Genomic DNA, 16,907 nt, shown 5'->3' with positions numbered 1-16,907 from the left:
AGTGGTGAAAAATCTATATACAGTTATTTTTACCAAGATGAACTAACTTTTGAACAAGATTTCATTGCGACTGGTTGCACCTAACTGGGGTAAAGAGTTAATGGCTGAGTGGGGAGTGATGGCAGCAGGAATGCCTAGAGGTAGCTGTAATTGTTTGACAACACTTTGTAATAGTTGGTCTTGTCCAGTACGGAAACCCCAGACATTTGTCCCACGGTTGATAATGGCAAACCAAACCAAACCGCGATCGCGTGTGGGCATCACTCCCGCCAAAGCGCTTACATCCCGGAGAGTGCCAGTTTTGATCACAGTAGCAAGGGGAAGGTGTCTGGAGTGTACTGTCCCCCGATGATCAAATCCAGACATGGCAAACAAATCAGCCAGATTCAGTTGATGGGCAGATGCTTCAATTTGAATAGCCATCAGCATGGCACAAACAGCCCTGGGGGAAATGCGATTTTCCGGGCCTAGTCCAGAACCATTGATTAACTGAATTTCCGCTTGTGGTACTCTCGCAAGACTAGCAGCAGTTGATTGTACTACAGCCGCTCCTCCCACTGACTCTGCCAGCATCTCTGCCATATCGTTGTTACTGTAAACATTCATTTCCTTCAGCAGTTGCTTCAAGGGCAATGAGCGGTGACGTAGTAACAAAGTTTGTTGAGGGTTTGGTTGTGGCTCAAATTTCACCGTACCCGCAATCACAACTTGAGGCTTGGGCGTTCCCTTGGGCATGATTGAGTACGTGTACATGGCGGGGCGGCCCCAAGTCGCACGATTTAGTGTTTGCTTGAGCATCATACCCGCCAGCATCGGCTGACGTTGGAAATTCATGGCAAAACTGCCAGTAATAATCAAATTTCCCTTAACCTGCTTGATGCCCATTTGATTGAGAGTATTACCAAGAGCGATCGCTTCTTCCCAAACAAACATCGGATCGCCACCGCCAGCAATGACCAAATCGCCCTGCACAACCCCATTTACCACTGGCCCAGTGATACTCACCAAAGTATCAAATTGGTGGTCTGGACCCCAAGTTTTCAAAGCAACTAGTGAAGTGGCAATTTTGGTTAAAGAGGCAGCCGGCAGAGGTGTCGTACCTTGGTGATTTGCCATCAGCATTGGCCCCGACTGCATCCAAATTCCCTGACTCTCAGCCAGATTTTGGGGCACCACTTTTGATGTTATGAGCTTTTTCAGATATTCTTGCACCGTCGTTGCCCCAGTTGGATTGGGATCAGGGGCAAGAACTAAGCCAGGACTACTTTGCCAAGTCAAAGCATCTAAGGCATCTAAAGGCTTGATTTGTACTCCGGCCATTTCCAGCCAAAGCGACACCAAACCTGAACCCAATAATTCCAGCATCTTTTATTCCTCTGTCAGGATTTGATCGGTTGTTTACTGTGCTAATATACAAGCTTTTTTACAAAAATCAGTAATGAGTCATCATAACTGGTGTTTTTCTGCCATAAAAAACTAGACAAGTCTAGAATTTATTAGACCTCTTGCAAAAGTCAGTTAAGCACATTTGACTAATTACCATTGACCAAGTGACGTACCAAACCATTCATGTTGTAGCTCGTTTTGTGGCCTTACCAGATAAAGTAGAAGAACTCAAAGCAATATTATTGGGACTGATTGAACCAACAAGACTTGAAGCAGGTGTTATTAAATATGAACTTTTACAAAATCAATCAGATCCAACAGATTTTACTTTTGTAGAAGAGTGGGAAGGAGCGGCAGCACTGGATACTCATTTAGCGTCACGCCGTCTGCAAGTACCAATAGCCTTGCTACAAGGATTAATAGCTGCGCCACCAGATATCCGCCGTTATTCTATTTTGGCTGCGATACCTACTATCCAAGGAGTGGAATCTTGAAATGGTTGCAGACAGCGCGTTGGTTCTTTAATTCTTATCGCCGGGGCTTGGGAGCGATGCCGAACGCGCAGAGCGTCTCCAAGAGTTGGCGGGCGGGTATGCCATCGCACTCTGGTAATTTCGGCATAGTACTAGTGTACTGCTTTGTCACAAGCGATCGCTCCAGGGATCTAGCCGGGATAAGGGTAAAATGGGACACGTTGTAAATAAATGTTGCAAAAACTAATTTAGTAATTTACTAACTTGCCCAAAAATGGTAAAGATACATTCAAATTTCTGCATACTAAAACCAACTCTTCACGCGATTCAGTCTCTCAAACTTGTCCAGAAAAGACCCTTTTTGGGGATGTTTTCATTTGAATAATCAAGTTCAGATGGAAGCTGAAACAACGGTAAATCAAGAGTTTTGAAAAATTAAATTTACAAATTGCAGATATCCCGGCTGTACCCCGTCCTGGCTCGATTTCAACGGCGCGGGTTTTGAGTTTCCCTTTGGTGGTAGACTTCCTGAATGTGAGTGTATCCCTTTGATGTCTGTAGTTTGGAGCTTGAGGGCTTCAGAGACGCGGCAACCCGTGTACAAGGAGATGCCAAACAAAGCGCGATCGCGCTCCGAAGTGAATCCGTCGCTGAATAGTCGCCTTAGTTCGTCAGAGGTGAGGATTTTGCCTCGTCCGTTGCCGTTAACCTTCATAACCCTTGTGGAGTAAGCATTCTAGTACTCTACACCAAAACTTCATAACGTGGAATGCAAGGGTCAAAGTATTGATTCTTCGTTGGGTGCATCGAGACAATCTATCAAATTGACCATTCTGTTAGTCAAAAGCCCAATCTTTTAACCATACTGTTAGATAAAACGCACGGCGCGCGATCGCTGTTCTTTAGCAAGTCTTTATGGATGTTCTAGTAGTTATACAGGTGCAATATTTTTTACTCAGTAAGTATAACTGAAGTATAGTTTTAACACTCTTATGTTTAAAAAATTAGCCTTATCAGCGATCGCGGTTTTTGGTATATGTTCGTTCTCATTACCCAAAGTGCTGGCACAGAGTAGTAGTTGCAGCAACTACTGGGTAAATCCGAACAATGGTCAAGAGGAATGTCTAGATGGGAAAATGCGGCAGGTTGTTACACAGGATTCAAGCGTGCCACAAGGGGGCAATGGCGAGGAGCAGCCATCCGATAACAATAATACTGACGTTACACAGCATTCAAGCGTGCCACAAGGGCAGAATGGGAATGGGGCTGACATTCCGCTAAATTCTAGAAAGTTTTATCATTATCATTATCGTCAAAATCAAGTACATTTTTCGCCGACTACCTCTTACAGACCCATGCGCTCTCAGGGTTCAGTTAGAAGAGTGAGGGGCACTGTAGGCGATTTTGGCAGGGCTAGGAGTGTGCAGAGGGTGAGGAGCGAGCGCAATACGGTTCGGATAAACAGCAGAAGCAGTGTAAGCAGGGTAAGCAGGGCAAGCAGTGGAGGCAGTGTAAGCAGGGCAAGCAGTCGAACCAGGGAACATCGGTGAGAGATTCTTTTTACCGAAAGTCTCTGACGTTTTTGGCGAAACGCGCACCGCGTTGCAGTAACTTCTGACTTCAACTTCCAACAACACGGCGCTAGTTCGTGGAAGTCGGAAGTCAGGAGTTAGAAGTTAGGAGTTGCGATCGCACAAGTCAGCGCTCCGGCTGCGTTGAAAATTGCATTGTTCAGCGTTGCAATTTTCAACGCAGCTAGCGGCTAATTTGGGGTGACATCTGGCGCAACCACTCTACAATGGCTCCTATCTCCCCAGTGGTAAAAACGAATTTATTGCTAGTAATGTCTTTAGCCTCATAGCCTTTGGTTGTCGTGAAAAGTTGATAACCGCAAAGTTTAGCGATCCGCCGCAAGTCTTCAAAGTACCGCATCTCGGTTTTGTGCTGTCTCCATTCGGCTAGAGCCAAGTCAACCAACAATCCCACAGCTAAATTACCAAGGTCTGGGGATTGGGTATTGGGCATTGGAAGTTTAGCCAATTCCTTGTAGGACTTACGCAAGAAACCTCTTAAACTCCTATTCCTGCGTGTACTCTGCGTCCTCTGCGGTTCGCTTTTCCGTTACCTGTGCGTAAGTCCTGCCTTGATAAAAGCATCGATGGCTTTTCCGGCTGCTGACTGCCTCCCCATTTTTAACTTGGACAAGTAAAAAGGCATATTGCTTTCTCAAAAGTGTGAATAGGTCATGAGTGTTACAGCCTGGTACTTATTTGGGAATACTTTTATAGGAGTGATAAAGAAGGCGATCGCACTAACACTTTCAATTTAAATGTACTATAGCAATCCTAAATCATTTGTGAGACAACAAAAGGCTGAAAAGCTTATAAATACGTACTTTTAATCTCCGTATTTTCTCACGATTCAATTCGGATTCCTATATATCACCTTGCAATCACTCCTATTTTTCAAAAAAAATGTATCAATAATCACTAATCTACCAGGAGTAAGCAAGATGGGATTCACTGAAGATATTGTCAAGCTGTCTGAACAAGTGCGTAAGCGATTTGACCAAGTTATTGGCGAAGAAGCTACTAAGATGGCACTGATTGTTCCTTTTTTGAGCGCTCTTGGCTACGATGTCTATGATCCTAGCGAAGTCATGCCGGAATATGTAGCAGATTTTGCTACTAGAAGAGCAGGACAGTTTGAAAAGGTAGATTACGCCTTAGCTATTAATGGTACTAAAGTTATGCTCGTAGAGGCAAAAGCCCGTGGTCAAAAAGCTGAAGCACATGATGGACAATTGAGCAAATATTTTAATGCACTTTTGACAACAAAAGTAGCTATTGTCACGAATGGGATTGAGTACCGTTTCTTTACAGATTTGCGTGATAAAAATGTCATGGACAAGGAGCCATTTTTTACTTTCAACATCCTTGAATATGATTCCAAAGATATTGATAACCTCAAATTTTTTCATCGGGATAATTTTGAGGTTACAGCTATTACCAACCATGCTGAAGAAATGGTTTATGTAAAAGGTATGACTCAGCTTGTAGGAAATCTTTTACGTTCTCCTTCTGAAGAATTTGTTCGCTTTTTAGTGGCTGAACTCGGTACAGTTGCCCCTAGTTATGAAATTCAAGGTCGAATTACTGGTAGAGTTATTGATAAATTCAAACCAATTGTTAAAAAGTCGATTCAGGGAAGTTTAGTAGAGTTAATGACTCGCTCACTTAGCCAAGAAATAACTCAGCCTGTTGAACTTGAAGTAGAACAAGAGATTGAAGAACAGGAAAAACAACAAGAATCTCAAGAATCGAAAATAGTAACAACTGCTGAAGAAATCGAAGCCTTTGAAAAAATTAAAGCAATTACGCAAACTTTAAGGAGTTACAATTTTGAACTCCAATACAAGGATACTGCTTCATACTTTGGTATAAATCTTGGCAGGAGTACTTGGTGGTTTCTGCGGCTGTATCTATCTTCGCAGAAAAAAAGTTTTATTGCTCGCCTAAGTGTAGATGAAGTAAAGTCTCTAGCTCCAAATTTTGAAGTGCAAGAAGTAACAGCTTCTCTGGGAGATGCGGCATCAAAAGTAATTATTTCTTCTGTTAGTGATTTCGAGAAGCTGACATCACTGATTCTCAGATGTTATGAGGTAGAAGCAGCCAAGCATCAAGTATTCACCTCAGATGTAATCAGAATGGAAAAATCAGCTTAACTTAATTTCTTTATCATCTCCGATTTTTGCCATACCAGCAAATTAGCGATCGCACTACTATTGATTTACCTGTAAACCTCAAAGAAGTACCCATTCATCTCCAGATGTGCGGTGTAAATCGATTTCACCCAAGCAGCGATCAAAAAAAAGTGGCTCTGCAATCAGCAGAACCACTAAAGCTTTCGCAAACCTGTTATAACTTAACGAACTGCGCCTTGAGCAGAAACAGTATCAATGGGCTTCATCAGGTACAGCTTTAATAACTGCCAGCCATTGGAAATATAAAGCGGCAGTTTTTGGAAGAATTGCAGGAATTTGGGAGTGTTGGAGTTAGCGATCGCACTCAGCTTTTCATTATTGCTGATACAAGTATCCAAGCGCTGATAAAAATCTGGATTCTCTACATCCAGCATGAGTGGGAACACCCTACCCGCGTTTTCGTTAGTCTTCTTAATTACATGGATGTCGTATTCTCGCGCATCCAGTCCCAGGGTGGCATAAAAGTCCTTCCGTTGGATGTCATTAAGATACATAGTCGCAAACACTGACAACAGGAAGAACCGACTCCATAGCTTTGCTCTCCAATCATTCAGCATTTGGGGCTGAGATTTCATGATTGCATCAAAGAAATCGCCGTGACGGTTTTCATCTTGACACCAATTTTCAAAGAACCGGAAGATTGGATAAATCCGGTCTTCGGGATGTGCTTCTAAATGGCGAAAGATGGTGATATAACGCCAATAACCAATCTTTTCAGAAAGATAAGTGGCGTAGAAGATGAATTTTGGCTTAAAGAAGGTATAATTGCGGCTCTTAGTCAAAAACCCTAAATCTAAGGACAGATTAAAGTCCGACATCGCTTTGTTCAAAAAGCCAGCGTGACGTGCTTCATCCCGTGACATCAGGTTAAAACACTCTGCCAAGACGGGGCTTTTGCCTTTCAAGCGACGGCCAAGTTCTTTATAAAGCAAAAAGCCCGAAAACTCTGCCGTACAAGAACGTTCTAGAAATTCAACGAACAACTGGCGAGTTTCCCCGTCAATATGATCCCAAGATTGTTCAAACTCGGCATCTCGAACAAAGTGATGACGGTTGTAGTCAGTCCGAAACTCTTCGAGAATGGCTCTTAACTCGTCTTCGTTGACGGAGATATCCATCCGTGCCATTTCATCAAAATCGGTAGTATAAAACCGAGGTGTTAACAGGGTTTCTTTTGCCGGGACTTTAATTCCTGGCCGGATTTCTTCAAAGCCTGGTTTTTTAAGGGAATCTACCATGTCTTGATTGCTCTTTCGTCTTTATTATCTTGAGTACAGTTAGTAACTTTATGGACAAATGTCCTCAAGCGACTCTTCCCGGTGTTACTCGGAATGGATAAACTGCAATACCCTCTATCCCGAAGCTAAGTGCCGCAGGGACTACGTTTTATTCAACATTTATCCATTGATAATTACCTCACATCAACTAACATTGCTTGCTCTTGTACCTATGCTTGACTCCTTATGCCTGAAGCAAGAAAGCTTGTAGTGGCTGGCTTTTCACCCCTTAGTTAATGGTCTATGGCTATTGGATATTTAGACATATTTTACCATTTTTGAGCATTAATTCGTTGAATATTTATAACACCAAAAAGCCAAGGGTAATACTTTGGCAAGGCGCAACAGCCGACAATATTTATTTATATCACGAGTGACTCTTCCTAAAGTCCCATGAGTCGCTTATATCTCAGCCCTAAAGGGAATGAGTTTTATGCTTACCGAGTATTTCTATAAAGTTCAGTTTACCAAGGTGTGGGTTATAAACTAGTAAGTGAAACGTTAAGAGTTGCAACAATAGAAGGGGATTGGGGACTGGGGACTGGGAGATGAGGGAGCAGGGAGATGAGTTTTCCCCTCTGCAAGAGCAGCACCCCGCCCCTCTGCCTCTTTTCAATGCCCAATGCCCAATGCCCAACAACTAATTTCTACCTAGCCACTTTTGACCATCCAAACGCTGAACTAAGCCATATACCAACAAATCGAGGGTAGTTTTGCGCTCATCGATTAAGAATGACTCAAGAGTGCTAGGTTTTTTGCCTTCATTGCAGGAAAATTCCTTTTTCCCTTGAATATCTTCTTCGGGGAAATACAGGTTGAACTGACGCCGACCGATTTCTGACCAAGTGCCGATAATTTGCCAGCATTCTTCGGCGGATTCAAAGCCGGTGATTGACACCTTCTGCTTGGCAAAAGACACCTGTAAATCTTGCACACCTTTTTGAGCGATCGCTTTTTGCAAAGCTGGCAAGTAATCTTGCTCAATAAACTCTACAAATGGCTTATCTTCAACGGCTGGGGCTTTTTCCTTTTTGGCGGCTTTAGCTGCGGGTTTTTCTTCTGTTGCGGCTTTAGCTGAGGTTTCAGGTGAGTCTGCACTAGGATCTTGCTTGTCAAGAGTGCTGGGAGCTACTTCTCCCGCTTGATTGTGATTGGTTGGGTCTGCCATTGCTCAGGTCAATCCTTTAATCTAGCTTTAGGAGCGATCGCTCACCGTGATGTATCGGGTATTTTCATTTTGACATACTAACGGAGTTTGTAGTCAGCACTCTAGGGCTTCAATCTCTAGTAGGTGCAATTCTTAAATTGCCTCTACCTGAATAACTGGAGTTTAGACTAAACCACGCGATCGCTACGCGGTCGAGGTGGATAGGAATAGGTATAAAAAATTAAGGAGATGCCTGCGGTTAAAACAAGCATCCCCCAAACGTCCAAATCTGCCTAGTTTATGTGGTTAAGTTGCGTAGGCGAATAGCCCCGCGAAGCGTTTTCTATCCCACTGTAGGCGTGACAAGTGCAGGTGACTTCATGCTTATATAGCTTGAGTTCTTGACACTCTCCGACCTGAAGGTGCGGAGATTCTTAAGACTTTGCAATCTTAATATCCTGCTTGCACAGGTTCCCAGACTCAACACGTTTGCACAGAAGTGCGTGCTGATATCTTCTGAGCGTTTAGCTGTTTAACAGCAAGTTTCGCGGAGTCCCCACGTACCCTAGCCAGACCTCTATTACCCTGAACTGTTTCAGGACAGGACTTACGCAACTGGCACAGTGCGATCGCATTTTTATAGTAGTTATGTACTAGAAAATGATGGTGTACTCAGAGGACATTGCTGAAATTAGTAACAGTAATCGGCTGTGTTAAGTATTCATCAAATCATGAGAAGATTAACTGAGGAGGCATAAAATAAATCCTGTAGCTTTATGAGATTTACTAAACTTAACTATTGCCAGTACTTGTTAAGTAGCCAGATTAATTATACGCTGACAAATTTGGCAGAGCATTTAGAGCAGATCAGTCATGATCAAATCAACCGTTATTTAAAGAACGAAAAATTAACACCTCGGATTCTTTGGGATAACGTGAAAGATTTAATAGAAATAAATGATAACGCCTACTTGGTTTTTGATGACACAGTAATTGATAAACGATACGCTATTGAAATAGAGCCAATCTAATGGATCAACAGCAAATTAGAAACCTACTAGTTGGTGATTTTACTTGGCATCGACTACTTAAATCTTTTATCTTTATCTATATATTTTTTGCTACATTTGTATATTTTCGGGCAGATAGCATGATTTTTCTGTCTCAACCTTCTAGCTATCAAGATGATGCAACAATTCTTAAATTAAAAAGTGGGGAGAATACGAATATCTCAGCCATATACTTATTAAATAATCAAGCTAAATATACTATTCTTTATTCTCATGGTAATTCCGAAGATTTAGGAGATATAAAACCGATCCTAGAAAAATTACACACATGGGGTTTTAGTGTCTTTGCTTATGATTATCGTGGCTATGGTACGAGTCAAGGAAAGCCTACAGAAACTCATGCTTATGAAGATATCAATAGCGCTTACAATTATTTGACCCAAAATTTAAAAATACCACCTGAAAAAATTATCGTTTTGGGGCGTTCGGTTGGCGGTGGTTCTGCGGTAAATTTAGCAATGCGGAAACCAGTAGCTGGTTTAATTATTGAAAGTTCGTTTATTTCCGCTTTTCAAGTAATAGTGCCTTTTCGGATTTTACCCTTTGATAAATTTTCCAATCTAGACAACATCAAAAAAGTCAAATGTCCGATATTGGTGATTCATGGAAAAGCAGATGATATCGTTCCTTTTGCTCATGGAGAAAAGTTATTTAATGCGGCAATATCGCCAAAACTTTATTTGTGGGTAGAAAAGGCAAATCATAATGATTTATTCCAGATAGCTGAAGAAAAGTATCGTCAAACTTTGCAGGAGTTTACTAACCTTGTAAAGACAAATCAGCAATTACCCCATCCCAGTAATTAGTAATTACTAATGGGTTATGCCCCCTCACATCCCTTTGAATCCCATACCAGTTTCTACCTGTTGCTGTGCTGGAATAGAACTCACCTTGCCAGACGCAACTCTCTTAGAAGTCTGATACCAAATACCAATTTGGCTCAAGAATATGCCTACTAAAATTAAGCTACCGCCAATATATTGAGCTTGGGTAGGGGCTTCACTCAAAATTAAATAGGCCGCTAAGATACCCACAATTGGGCTAAATGAGCTAACTAAGGAAGCCATAGATACAGTAGAAGTTTTCAAGCCTTTGATCCAAAAAGACTGGCCTACCACCACAATTAACCCACCATACAAAAACATCCACTGCCACAAAAACGGTGAGAAGACACCAGCGAAATGATCGCTGCCATAGAGGGCTAAAGCAATGAAGAAAAAGATGACGGTTCCTAGTGCAGTCCGAAAGATGCTATAGATTCCCAAGGGAACCTGGGAAAGGTATTTCTTGCCAATAATCGTAGAAGCAGATGTAGCCAATGATCCTGCTACTGCCAAAAGTTCCCCTATGCCTAAACCAAAACCTCCCACGTTCATCATGCCTTCTCCTGGAGGTTGAAGGATAATAGTTAGGATAACGCCGATGAAGGCTGCGATCGCTCCGATAAATTGCCAAATATTTACTCGTTCTCTCAATAACCAAACTGATAAAGCCAGAGTTAGAGGCGGTTCCAAGCGTCCAATCAAGATGACATTGTTTAGTCCTGTGAGTGCCAGTGCTTGGAAAAATAAACCAGGTGCCAACGCTCCTGATAAAATAGCTACTGCCGTCAGACTTACCCAATCCTTCCTTGAAAGTTGCTTCAGAGTAGCTTTGTTCCACTGTCGCCCATAGATTAGGATCAGAAGTATCAAGGCGCAAAGATTTCCCACGAATAAAACATTACACAAAGAAATCGGATTGCGTAGGTTGCCGGAGTAGGCATCGCCAATCAAGTGTTGAGCGCCAATTTCTGTTAACTTCCTAGTAACTGCACCAGATGCTGCAAAAATTAGCATTGCTAGCCAGAGATATGTTTGTCCCGAAATTCTATGGATTAGGCGATGTGGTCTTCTGAGTCTAGTCACAATAGCATCACTGCAATGAAAGCATTGTTCATCATATTAAGTTGCGCTCACGCAGTTCAGGATGAGGTTTTGTTGAGAAAATACTTAAAATATGCTGTGACTTTGAGAAACCATGATTGCCTGAGAAATTGCTGAGAATTAACTAAATTTTCTCAAGGGATAAATTCATGAAAATAGTGGCTTAGTTTCAATCAGCTCTCACTCCTACCTGAGATGCTTTGGATGTTCAGGATAAAACAAAAAAGAGAAGTAACAAATGAAACTTGCACCCCTACTTACAAGTGTAGCCTTGGTTGGTTTTTTCACAGTTTGGGATGCACCATTAAAGGTGATCAATCCCTTATTAGTACAGGCATCAGCAGCCGAAGAAATGTCTGTAACACAGAAACTAGACTTGCTCACTAAGAGTAAAGGTCAGATTGGTAGTGGCGATCAGCTGCGTCGTTTCTTTTTTGGTGACTTGGAACCAATCGGTATCCAGGTAGGTGGTGCAGGTCACGTAGTTAACCTTTATAACAAAGCCAATGATGTCACATTCGCTTACTGTTCTCACTATGATGTGATTGTTGCCATTAAGAAAGGCAAGGTAACTAAATTTGAACCCAGTGAAGTGAAGTAATATCATTAGGACTTACGCAAAATATCTCTCAAACTCTGATTACTCTGTGTCCTCCGTGCCTCTGCGGTTCGTTATTCCATAACTCTTCCACTGGCAATGGTTGCTGGAAGATATGGAGAAGATGGGGATTGACTATCCTATGCGGTTCAGTGATGCAGTGCGATTCCTGTGGAGTGAGGATACCAAGGTTTCCCGTTCGATGTTTCCTATCTTTGAGCGGTATACTCGTGGGGCAGATCCGATCATCAGATTGGTTGCCATTGAGGTATCTGAGGTGACGGCGAATGTCTTTTTCCGTTCAACCATGTCTGCGGCTCTGCAACTACAACAAATCACTCAAACAGAGTTCCGTTATTTTGGTACACGTCATAACCATATCGAAAATACTCACACTCTCCATACTCCCGCTTCTATGCAAATAATGAAAGAGATTGAGGTGTCAGAAGAGGTTCGTCAACAAGCACTTGAGTTGATTGATGTGGCGTTTGAATATTTTACAGATTTGGTCAATGAGTTTTTGGTCTATATTAAGACTCATTCTTATCAAGAACCCTTTGCTAAAGTGTACGAATCAGAGCGATCGCTAACATCTGTCTAAGATATCTCCTCACTTTTCAATCATTCGGCGACGGTAAGCCTTGTACCGTCGCTTCTTTAACGGTAACAGCTACCGTATAAACAGCATTGCGTTCTTCCTGAATCGGTTGAATTGCTCCATCCCAGTCAGTGGCTCGGCTCATCAAGCTATATTTTCCTGGGGTTGATGGAGTCCATTGAAACGTAAATCGTTGCCATGCATATTGCAACCGTGCTTCAACTTCAGCCGCGTGCCAAGTCATGCCACCATCTGTACTGATATCAACCGACCGAATGCCCCTGGATGCCCATGCCCAGCCCCAATGTGTTTGAGGTTGAAGATTTAGCACCTCATTTTGGTAAGGGTGAACAATCACAGACTCTGGTGCAACTTCCCAAACGGGTTTTAAAGTCCCACCATCCCCTCCAACTCGATCGTTATAGAAGGTTGTTGTAAAAGGCCCTGGCGATCGCTGATCTGTGACATAAATATGCGAGAGCCATTTCACCAAGTTGGTACCATAGTAGCCGGGAACAACAAGCCGCAACGGAAAACCTCGCTCTGCTGACAGAGGTTCACCGTTAAGATTGTATGCCAGAAGTACATCCTGATCCAATGCTTTTTCAATGGGAATATCTTTAATATAGGAATCGCTGGAAACTCCCTCATAAACACCGTAGTCAAGTCCAACAAACCAGACATAACGTGCTTCCGGTTTAACTTGCAATTGATTAAGAATTGCTGCTTGAAAATACTTACCTAAACTTAGCTAAAGCTGAGAATAGAGATTTCTTCCCGTGTCCACCAAGGATGTCGGCATCTTCTTGTCAACGGGCGTAAATTTCGGTCAAGCCAACCGTATTTTATCTAGAGGGGCATCCCTCAAGTTGATCGAGGCATTCTGATCACGATCTTGAACATGACCACACCCACCACAGTTATAAACACGCAAACTTTTGCCCATAGGTTGAATGTATCCGCACTTAGAACACATTTTTGATGATGGAAACCACCTATCAACTAACTCAACCCTAGTCCCATAATGGGATTGTTTGTAAGTAAATTGTCTACGAATCTCGTAAAAACAGTTATTGCTCACAGCACTGGCTAATTTGTGGTTGGCAATCATGCCGGATACATTCAGATCCTCAATCCTAATGACAGCAGCTTTCCGGCTGATGTCAGTCGTCATTTTCTGGGTTGTATCTTGCCTGATGTTGGCAATGTGAGCGTGTTGTCTACTCAGTTGAATGTAGTATTTTTTAGCGTTACTTGATGCCCTAATTTTTAGCTTTTTGTTTCCAAGTGTCTTTTTGCGATTACGCCACTGCAACTTACCCAGCTTGATTTTCGCTTTTTTAGTGGTAAGCGGCATATCGTAAAAAGTACCATCAGAACAAGTAGCTAAAGTTTTCGCGCCGAGGTCTAAACCCAATTTTTCGATTGGGTGAATTATTGGGGGAATCTTTTCGGCATCAAGAGTAAAGGACACGAACCATTTATCAGCAGTTCTGGATACAGTAAATGTTTGAGAACTACACATAAAATCAATTCGCTCTTTTAACCTAAGTTCCTTCAATGCTGGTAACTTTATTAGCTTTCCGGGATTGATGACAACTCGATTGGTGAATGGCAGCGCTGGCTTACCTTTTTCAAGATAAATACCAGCAGTTTTGTACAAGGTAAATGAGTCCCCTTTTTTCTTTAACTTCTTTTTAGGGAAGTCTGATATACCTTTGCGCCACCTCGAAAAAGCATTCTTCAAGTCGATAAATGCTGACTGATAAACTGTGGACGGATATAACTTCATCCACGCATATTCAGGTCTTTGCATTGTGACTTGAGTTAGAACTTTCTTGATTGCATCGATGCGTTTAGAGTCCGAAGCTTGTACATCTTCAAAACTCCAGGACGCAGTTAATAGTTCTAATCCATAGTTGTAAACAAACCGTTTAAAACCAGCATTGCCGCGCATCAAGGAGGTTTCAACATTATTTAGTTTTAATTCTCGCTTGATAGCAAACATAGCTAAACTTTTGCAAACTTCCTTACTTGAACAAGTATACCCTACTTTGAACAAGGATCAACACCTTGAGCAATTAACTTTACCTTTTCCTTGTATTTGCGTAATCCATACAAGCGACTAGAAAAGCAATGTACGATTGACAACAAATCTTCAACGAAGAGGCAGGGGGCAGGGGGCAGGGAGCGGGGGGAAATGACCCCTGACTCCTGCCTAGTTTGCGGAGCGGAACATGTTCTTACGTCCCCCACTTCTGCTAAGTGGTTCTCGTATTGGAGGGGTCGAATCCCTTTTCTGTTCTATCCCCCTTGCTCCCTGCTCCCTGCCCCTTTTCCTCTTTTTCAACGAAGAGGCAGGGGGCAGGGGGCAGGGAGCGGGGGGGAATGACCCCTGACTCCTGCCTAGTTTGCGGAGCGGAACATGTTCTTACGTCCCCCACTTCTATTAAGTGGTTCTCGTTCAGGTGGGGTCGAATCCCCCTTTCTGTTCCTTCTCCCCTGCTCCCTGCTCCCTGCTCCCCTGCCTCTTTTTCAACCAGTTCTTCATGGGGTGACAATGCCTCACTATTGGCTACTACAACCGTTCCCCCTCCCCAGATAATGATTTGTTCTACTAAGTCAAAACCAAAGCGGCACAGTCTGTCTTTGTGGGCTACATACACGCATTTGATTTCCCCTTGAATTGCCCATTGAATAATTTGCAGAAACTTTTTACGCTTAAAGTTAAGCCCACCGCCTATTTCTTCGATTCTGTCAGTGACTACTACTGCGAGTGCAACACAAAACCTATCCATAGATTCAACTTGGGCTTTGTAGATCATCTTTTTGTCCATGTGATGAAACACGGCAATAGATAATTATTCTTGTTGGAAACTTACCGGACTTGAGATTTCGAGCCAGTGCTAAGTGTGATTCTGTGTAAATTCTTTGATTGCCTAGCGTCCATTAGGCGCGTTAGTTTCCCTTCTGTCTCCCACCGCCTTAATGTCGATGAAGAAACACCGATTAATCCGCCAAATTCTGCAACCTTCCACATAAACTTGTCTACAATACCTAATTCTAGATAAGTTTAGCAAAGTTTTCTGTCATTTAGTTTATCTCTGAGCGAAACTCCACCCCATGTAACATTACTAATGGTTCTTGTGGGAACCTTTGGTTGAAGCGGATTCCCTGAACATTGGTGGAAAACTGTTAACTCTCGATACTCCAGACTCAGCAAATTCTGATATGACAACTCAAAATTCTGCTCTACTAATCCCGAAATTTTCAACTTCCATTGAGCGATGTCAATAGCTGGGATTCCCATGTGGCTGAGAACGAACAGATGCTTCTCAGAAGTAATAAAAGACTTGAGATCATGAACACCTAGTGGGAATTTTGCAATCATTCCCACGTAGCTCATGCTGTTGTCTTCTAAAGTCTTATCAAACTCATTCATCTCAAGCCTCCAGGAGACTCCCACCAAAACTGTACTCAGTTTGGTGGTGAGAGGAATGGAGGGCTAATTGCAAAACGTCCCCTGAGTGAACGCCAGTTGCTTTATGCAGGCGTTCCCGTCCACCGCACTGGCTCATTTGCGCGTCAGCACAAACAATGATGGGGACAGTTGAGCAATTAGCAAATCCAAAGCTAACCACTAGTTTGTGCATTGCGTTTTCTGATATAATTGGATGAGTTTTAGTACGAATGTAATGCAAACAATATCGGTAAAATGCAAGATTCAAGTCCCTGTAGAGTTGCACTCTGAAATAGACCGCACTTTGCAGGGGTTTGCTGATGCTTGCAATCAGATATTGGAGGTCGCATTGCGTGAAAAATGCTGGAATACTACCAAGCTTCACCACTTGGTTTATAAGCCAGTACGCGCATCTACGGGCATTAAGGCAAATCATGTCTGCCAAGCTATTCGCCGCGTGATTAGTAACGCCAAAGCAGTTAAACAAGTCCACAAGTTCAGACCAACATCTTTGAGTTTGGATGCTCGGACTTTTCAGTACTTGGAGGAATTGCAAACTGTGGGCGTTACTTTGATGTGTGGTCGCAAAAAGTTTAAGTTGTTGATTGGTAACTACCAGTTGGCATTGCTTAAAGGGCAATCCCCAACGGCTGCTACTCTCAACAAAACGAAACACGGCGACTACTACATCAATATCTGTGTTGACTTGCCCACCAGCCCCACAGGTAAAACACCCAAGGTGATTGGGGTCGATTTGGGACGGCGCGACATAGCCACCACTTCCAATGGTGACTCTTGGAGTGGTAAACAGATTCAAAACACTCGTGACCGATACAGTCAAGTCAGGGCTAATGTTCAATCCAAACGCACTCGCAGTTCTAGAAAACTGTTGAGAAGGCTCTCTGGGAAAGAACAAAGGTTTCAAAAGTGGCTGAATCACAATATCTCGAAGCAGTTGCTTCAAGATGCCAAACAAAGTAATTCTGCTTTGGCATTTGAAGACTTGACCAATATCAGACAATCGCTCAATCAACAACGCCTTGGCAAAACTGAACGCCGGAGAACTAATAATTGGGCATTCTACCAATTGCGGATGTTTGTTGATTACAAGGCAAATATCGCTGGTGTGCCAGTCGTCTTTGTCCCACCTGCCTATACCAGTCAGACTTGTTCGCGGTGTCACCATGTACACTAAAGCACGATCTGGAAA

Annotated in this window: 18 protein-coding genes and 1 pseudogene; 8 read left to right on the top strand and 11 right to left on the bottom strand. The window is 42.7% G+C overall.

Annotation, left to right across the window (positions count from 1 at the left end; translation table 11 throughout):
• Window positions 1–42: 42 nt before the first annotated feature.
• Complete coding sequence (locus V7K97_RS12755) at window positions 43–1,365, bottom strand: D-alanyl-D-alanine carboxypeptidase (protein ID WP_334801356.1); 1,323 nt, start codon at window positions 1,363–1,365, stop codon at window positions 43–45.
• 185 nt (window positions 1,366–1,550) lie between these two features.
• On the opposite strand from V7K97_RS12755, the gene V7K97_RS12750 reads away from it, so the two are divergent.
• Window positions 1,551–1,880 (top strand): putative quinol monooxygenase, encoded by a 330-nt coding sequence (locus tag V7K97_RS12750; RefSeq protein WP_334801355.1) that lies wholly within the window; start codon window positions 1,551–1,553, stop codon window positions 1,878–1,880.
• On the top strand, window positions 1,877–2,086 hold the full coding sequence (locus tag V7K97_RS12745) for a hypothetical protein (protein ID WP_334801354.1): 210 nt from the start codon (window positions 1,877–1,879) through the stop codon (window positions 2,084–2,086). Before V7K97_RS12750 ends, V7K97_RS12745 begins: the two co-directional genes overlap by 4 nt.
• A 191-nt stretch (window positions 2,087–2,277) precedes the next feature.
• On the opposite strand, the gene V7K97_RS12740 is transcribed toward V7K97_RS12745, so the two are convergent.
• Both V7K97_RS12740 and V7K97_RS12735 read right to left on the bottom strand, forming a co-directional pair.
• Window positions 2,278–2,574, bottom strand: a complete 297-nt coding sequence (locus V7K97_RS12740) for a hypothetical protein (protein WP_334801353.1) — start codon at window positions 2,572–2,574, stop codon at window positions 2,278–2,280.
• Between the two features lie 1,040 nt (window positions 2,575–3,614).
• On the bottom strand, window positions 3,615–3,884 hold the full coding sequence (locus V7K97_RS12735) for a hypothetical protein (protein ID WP_334801351.1): 270 nt from the start codon (window positions 3,882–3,884) through the stop codon (window positions 3,615–3,617).
• A gap of 487 nt (window positions 3,885–4,371) precedes the next feature.
• On the opposite strand from V7K97_RS12735, the gene V7K97_RS12730 reads away from it, so the two are divergent.
• On the top strand, window positions 4,372–5,583 hold the full coding sequence (locus V7K97_RS12730; protein WP_334801350.1) for a type I restriction endonuclease: 1,212 nt from the start codon (window positions 4,372–4,374) through the stop codon (window positions 5,581–5,583).
• Between the two features lie 200 nt (window positions 5,584–5,783).
• Here V7K97_RS12730 and acsF read toward each other — a convergent pair whose 3' ends face one another.
• On the bottom strand, window positions 5,784–6,860 hold the full coding sequence (gene acsF / locus V7K97_RS12725) for a magnesium-protoporphyrin IX monomethyl ester (oxidative) cyclase (protein WP_334801348.1): 1,077 nt from the start codon (window positions 6,858–6,860) through the stop codon (window positions 5,784–5,786).
• Between the two features lie 679 nt (window positions 6,861–7,539).
• Complete coding sequence (locus V7K97_RS12720) at window positions 7,540–8,067, bottom strand: DUF2996 domain-containing protein (RefSeq protein WP_334801346.1); 528 nt, start codon at window positions 8,065–8,067, stop codon at window positions 7,540–7,542.
• 755 nt (window positions 8,068–8,822) lie between these two features.
• On the opposite strand from V7K97_RS12720, the pseudogene V7K97_RS12715 reads away from it, so the two are divergent.
• A pseudogene (locus V7K97_RS12715) lies at window positions 8,823–9,068 on the top strand (IS701 family transposase); the annotation flags it as partial.
• Window positions 9,069–9,076: 8 nt separating this feature from the next.
• Window positions 9,077–9,922 (top strand): alpha/beta hydrolase, encoded by an 846-nt coding sequence (locus V7K97_RS12710; protein ID WP_334801344.1) that lies wholly within the window; start codon window positions 9,077–9,079, stop codon window positions 9,920–9,922.
• 24 nt (window positions 9,923–9,946) lie between these two features.
• On the opposite strand, the gene V7K97_RS12705 is transcribed toward V7K97_RS12710, so the two are convergent.
• Entirely contained in the window at window positions 9,947–11,023 is a 1,077-nt protein-coding gene (locus V7K97_RS12705; RefSeq protein ID WP_334801343.1) for a DMT family transporter, read from the bottom strand.
• Window positions 11,024–11,279: 256 nt separating this feature from the next.
• On the opposite strand from V7K97_RS12705, the gene V7K97_RS12700 reads away from it, so the two are divergent.
• Together V7K97_RS12700 and V7K97_RS12695 are read left to right on the top strand one after the other, a co-directional pair.
• Complete coding sequence (locus V7K97_RS12700) at window positions 11,280–11,642, top strand: hypothetical protein (RefSeq protein ID WP_334801342.1); 363 nt, start codon at window positions 11,280–11,282, stop codon at window positions 11,640–11,642.
• Between the two features lie 121 nt (window positions 11,643–11,763).
• Entirely contained in the window at window positions 11,764–12,240 is a 477-nt protein-coding gene (locus V7K97_RS12695; protein WP_334801341.1) for a hypothetical protein, read from the top strand.
• 16 nt (window positions 12,241–12,256) lie between these two features.
• Here the strand turns inward: V7K97_RS12695 and V7K97_RS12690 are convergent, their stop codons facing one another.
• From V7K97_RS12690 to V7K97_RS12665, 5 genes are all read right to left on the bottom strand, one after another.
• Window positions 12,257–12,958, bottom strand: coding sequence for a molybdopterin-dependent oxidoreductase (locus V7K97_RS12690; protein WP_334801458.1), 702 nt, complete (start codon window positions 12,956–12,958; stop codon window positions 12,257–12,259).
• A gap of 108 nt (window positions 12,959–13,066) precedes the next feature.
• Window positions 13,067–14,245 (bottom strand): RNA-guided endonuclease InsQ/TnpB family protein, encoded by a 1,179-nt coding sequence (locus tag V7K97_RS12685; protein ID WP_334801340.1) that lies wholly within the window; start codon window positions 14,243–14,245, stop codon window positions 13,067–13,069.
• 253 nt (window positions 14,246–14,498) lie between these two features.
• A complete protein-coding gene (locus V7K97_RS12675) occupies window positions 14,499–15,074 on the bottom strand; it encodes a hypothetical protein (RefSeq protein WP_334801339.1) in 576 nt (191 codons plus the stop codon).
• Between the two features lie 236 nt (window positions 15,075–15,310).
• Window positions 15,311–15,679, bottom strand: a complete 369-nt coding sequence (locus tag V7K97_RS12670; RefSeq protein ID WP_334801338.1) for a molybdopterin-dependent oxidoreductase — start codon at window positions 15,677–15,679, stop codon at window positions 15,311–15,313.
• Between the two features lies 1 nt (window position 15,680).
• Entirely contained in the window at window positions 15,681–15,890 is a 210-nt protein-coding gene (locus V7K97_RS12665) for a hypothetical protein (RefSeq protein WP_334801337.1), read from the bottom strand.
• Window positions 15,891–15,911: 21 nt separating this feature from the next.
• On the opposite strand from V7K97_RS12665, the gene V7K97_RS12660 reads away from it, so the two are divergent.
• Window positions 15,912–16,892 (top strand): RNA-guided endonuclease InsQ/TnpB family protein, encoded by a 981-nt coding sequence (locus tag V7K97_RS12660; protein WP_334801336.1) that lies wholly within the window; start codon window positions 15,912–15,914, stop codon window positions 16,890–16,892.
• The last annotated feature ends 15 nt before the right edge of the window (window positions 16,893–16,907 follow it).

Source organism: Nostoc sp. (assembly GCF_036917815.1).
GTDB lineage: Bacteria > Cyanobacteriota > Cyanobacteriia > Cyanobacteriales > Nostocaceae > Nostoc.
This window is presented reverse-complemented; position numbering and strand designations above follow the sequence as displayed.

Coding starts and splice junctions, on each gene's coding strand:
- V7K97_RS12755 (WP_334801356.1), bottom strand. CDS start 1,365: ATGCTGGAATTATTGGGTTCAGGTTTGGTGTCGCTTTGGCTGGAAATG.
- V7K97_RS12730 (WP_334801350.1), top strand. CDS start 4,372: ATGGGATTCACTGAAGATATTGTCAAGCTGTCTGAACAAGTGCGTAAG.
- acsF (WP_334801348.1), bottom strand. CDS start 6,860: ATGGTAGATTCCCTTAAAAAACCAGGCTTTGAAGAAATCCGGCCAGGA.
- V7K97_RS12740 (WP_334801353.1), bottom strand. CDS start 2,574: ATGAAGGTTAACGGCAACGGACGAGGCAAAATCCTCACCTCTGACGAA.
- V7K97_RS12660 (WP_334801336.1), top strand. CDS start 15,912: ATGAGTTTTAGTACGAATGTAATGCAAACAATATCGGTAAAATGCAAG.
- V7K97_RS12710 (WP_334801344.1), top strand. CDS start 9,077: ATGGATCAACAGCAAATTAGAAACCTACTAGTTGGTGATTTTACTTGG.
- V7K97_RS12665 (WP_334801337.1), bottom strand. CDS start 15,890: ATGCACAAACTAGTGGTTAGCTTTGGATTTGCTAATTGCTCAACTGTC.
- V7K97_RS12700 (WP_334801342.1), top strand. CDS start 11,280: ATGAAACTTGCACCCCTACTTACAAGTGTAGCCTTGGTTGGTTTTTTC.
- V7K97_RS12670 (WP_334801338.1), bottom strand. CDS start 15,679: ATGAATGAGTTTGATAAGACTTTAGAAGACAACAGCATGAGCTACGTG.
- V7K97_RS12695 (WP_334801341.1), top strand. CDS start 11,764: ATGGGGATTGACTATCCTATGCGGTTCAGTGATGCAGTGCGATTCCTG.
- V7K97_RS12735 (WP_334801351.1), bottom strand. CDS start 3,884: ATGCCCAATACCCAATCCCCAGACCTTGGTAATTTAGCTGTGGGATTG.
- V7K97_RS12675 (WP_334801339.1), bottom strand. CDS start 15,074: ATGGACAAAAAGATGATCTACAAAGCCCAAGTTGAATCTATGGATAGG.
- V7K97_RS12720 (WP_334801346.1), bottom strand. CDS start 8,067: ATGGCAGACCCAACCAATCACAATCAAGCGGGAGAAGTAGCTCCCAGC.
- V7K97_RS12685 (WP_334801340.1), bottom strand. CDS start 14,245: ATGTTTGCTATCAAGCGAGAATTAAAACTAAATAATGTTGAAACCTCC.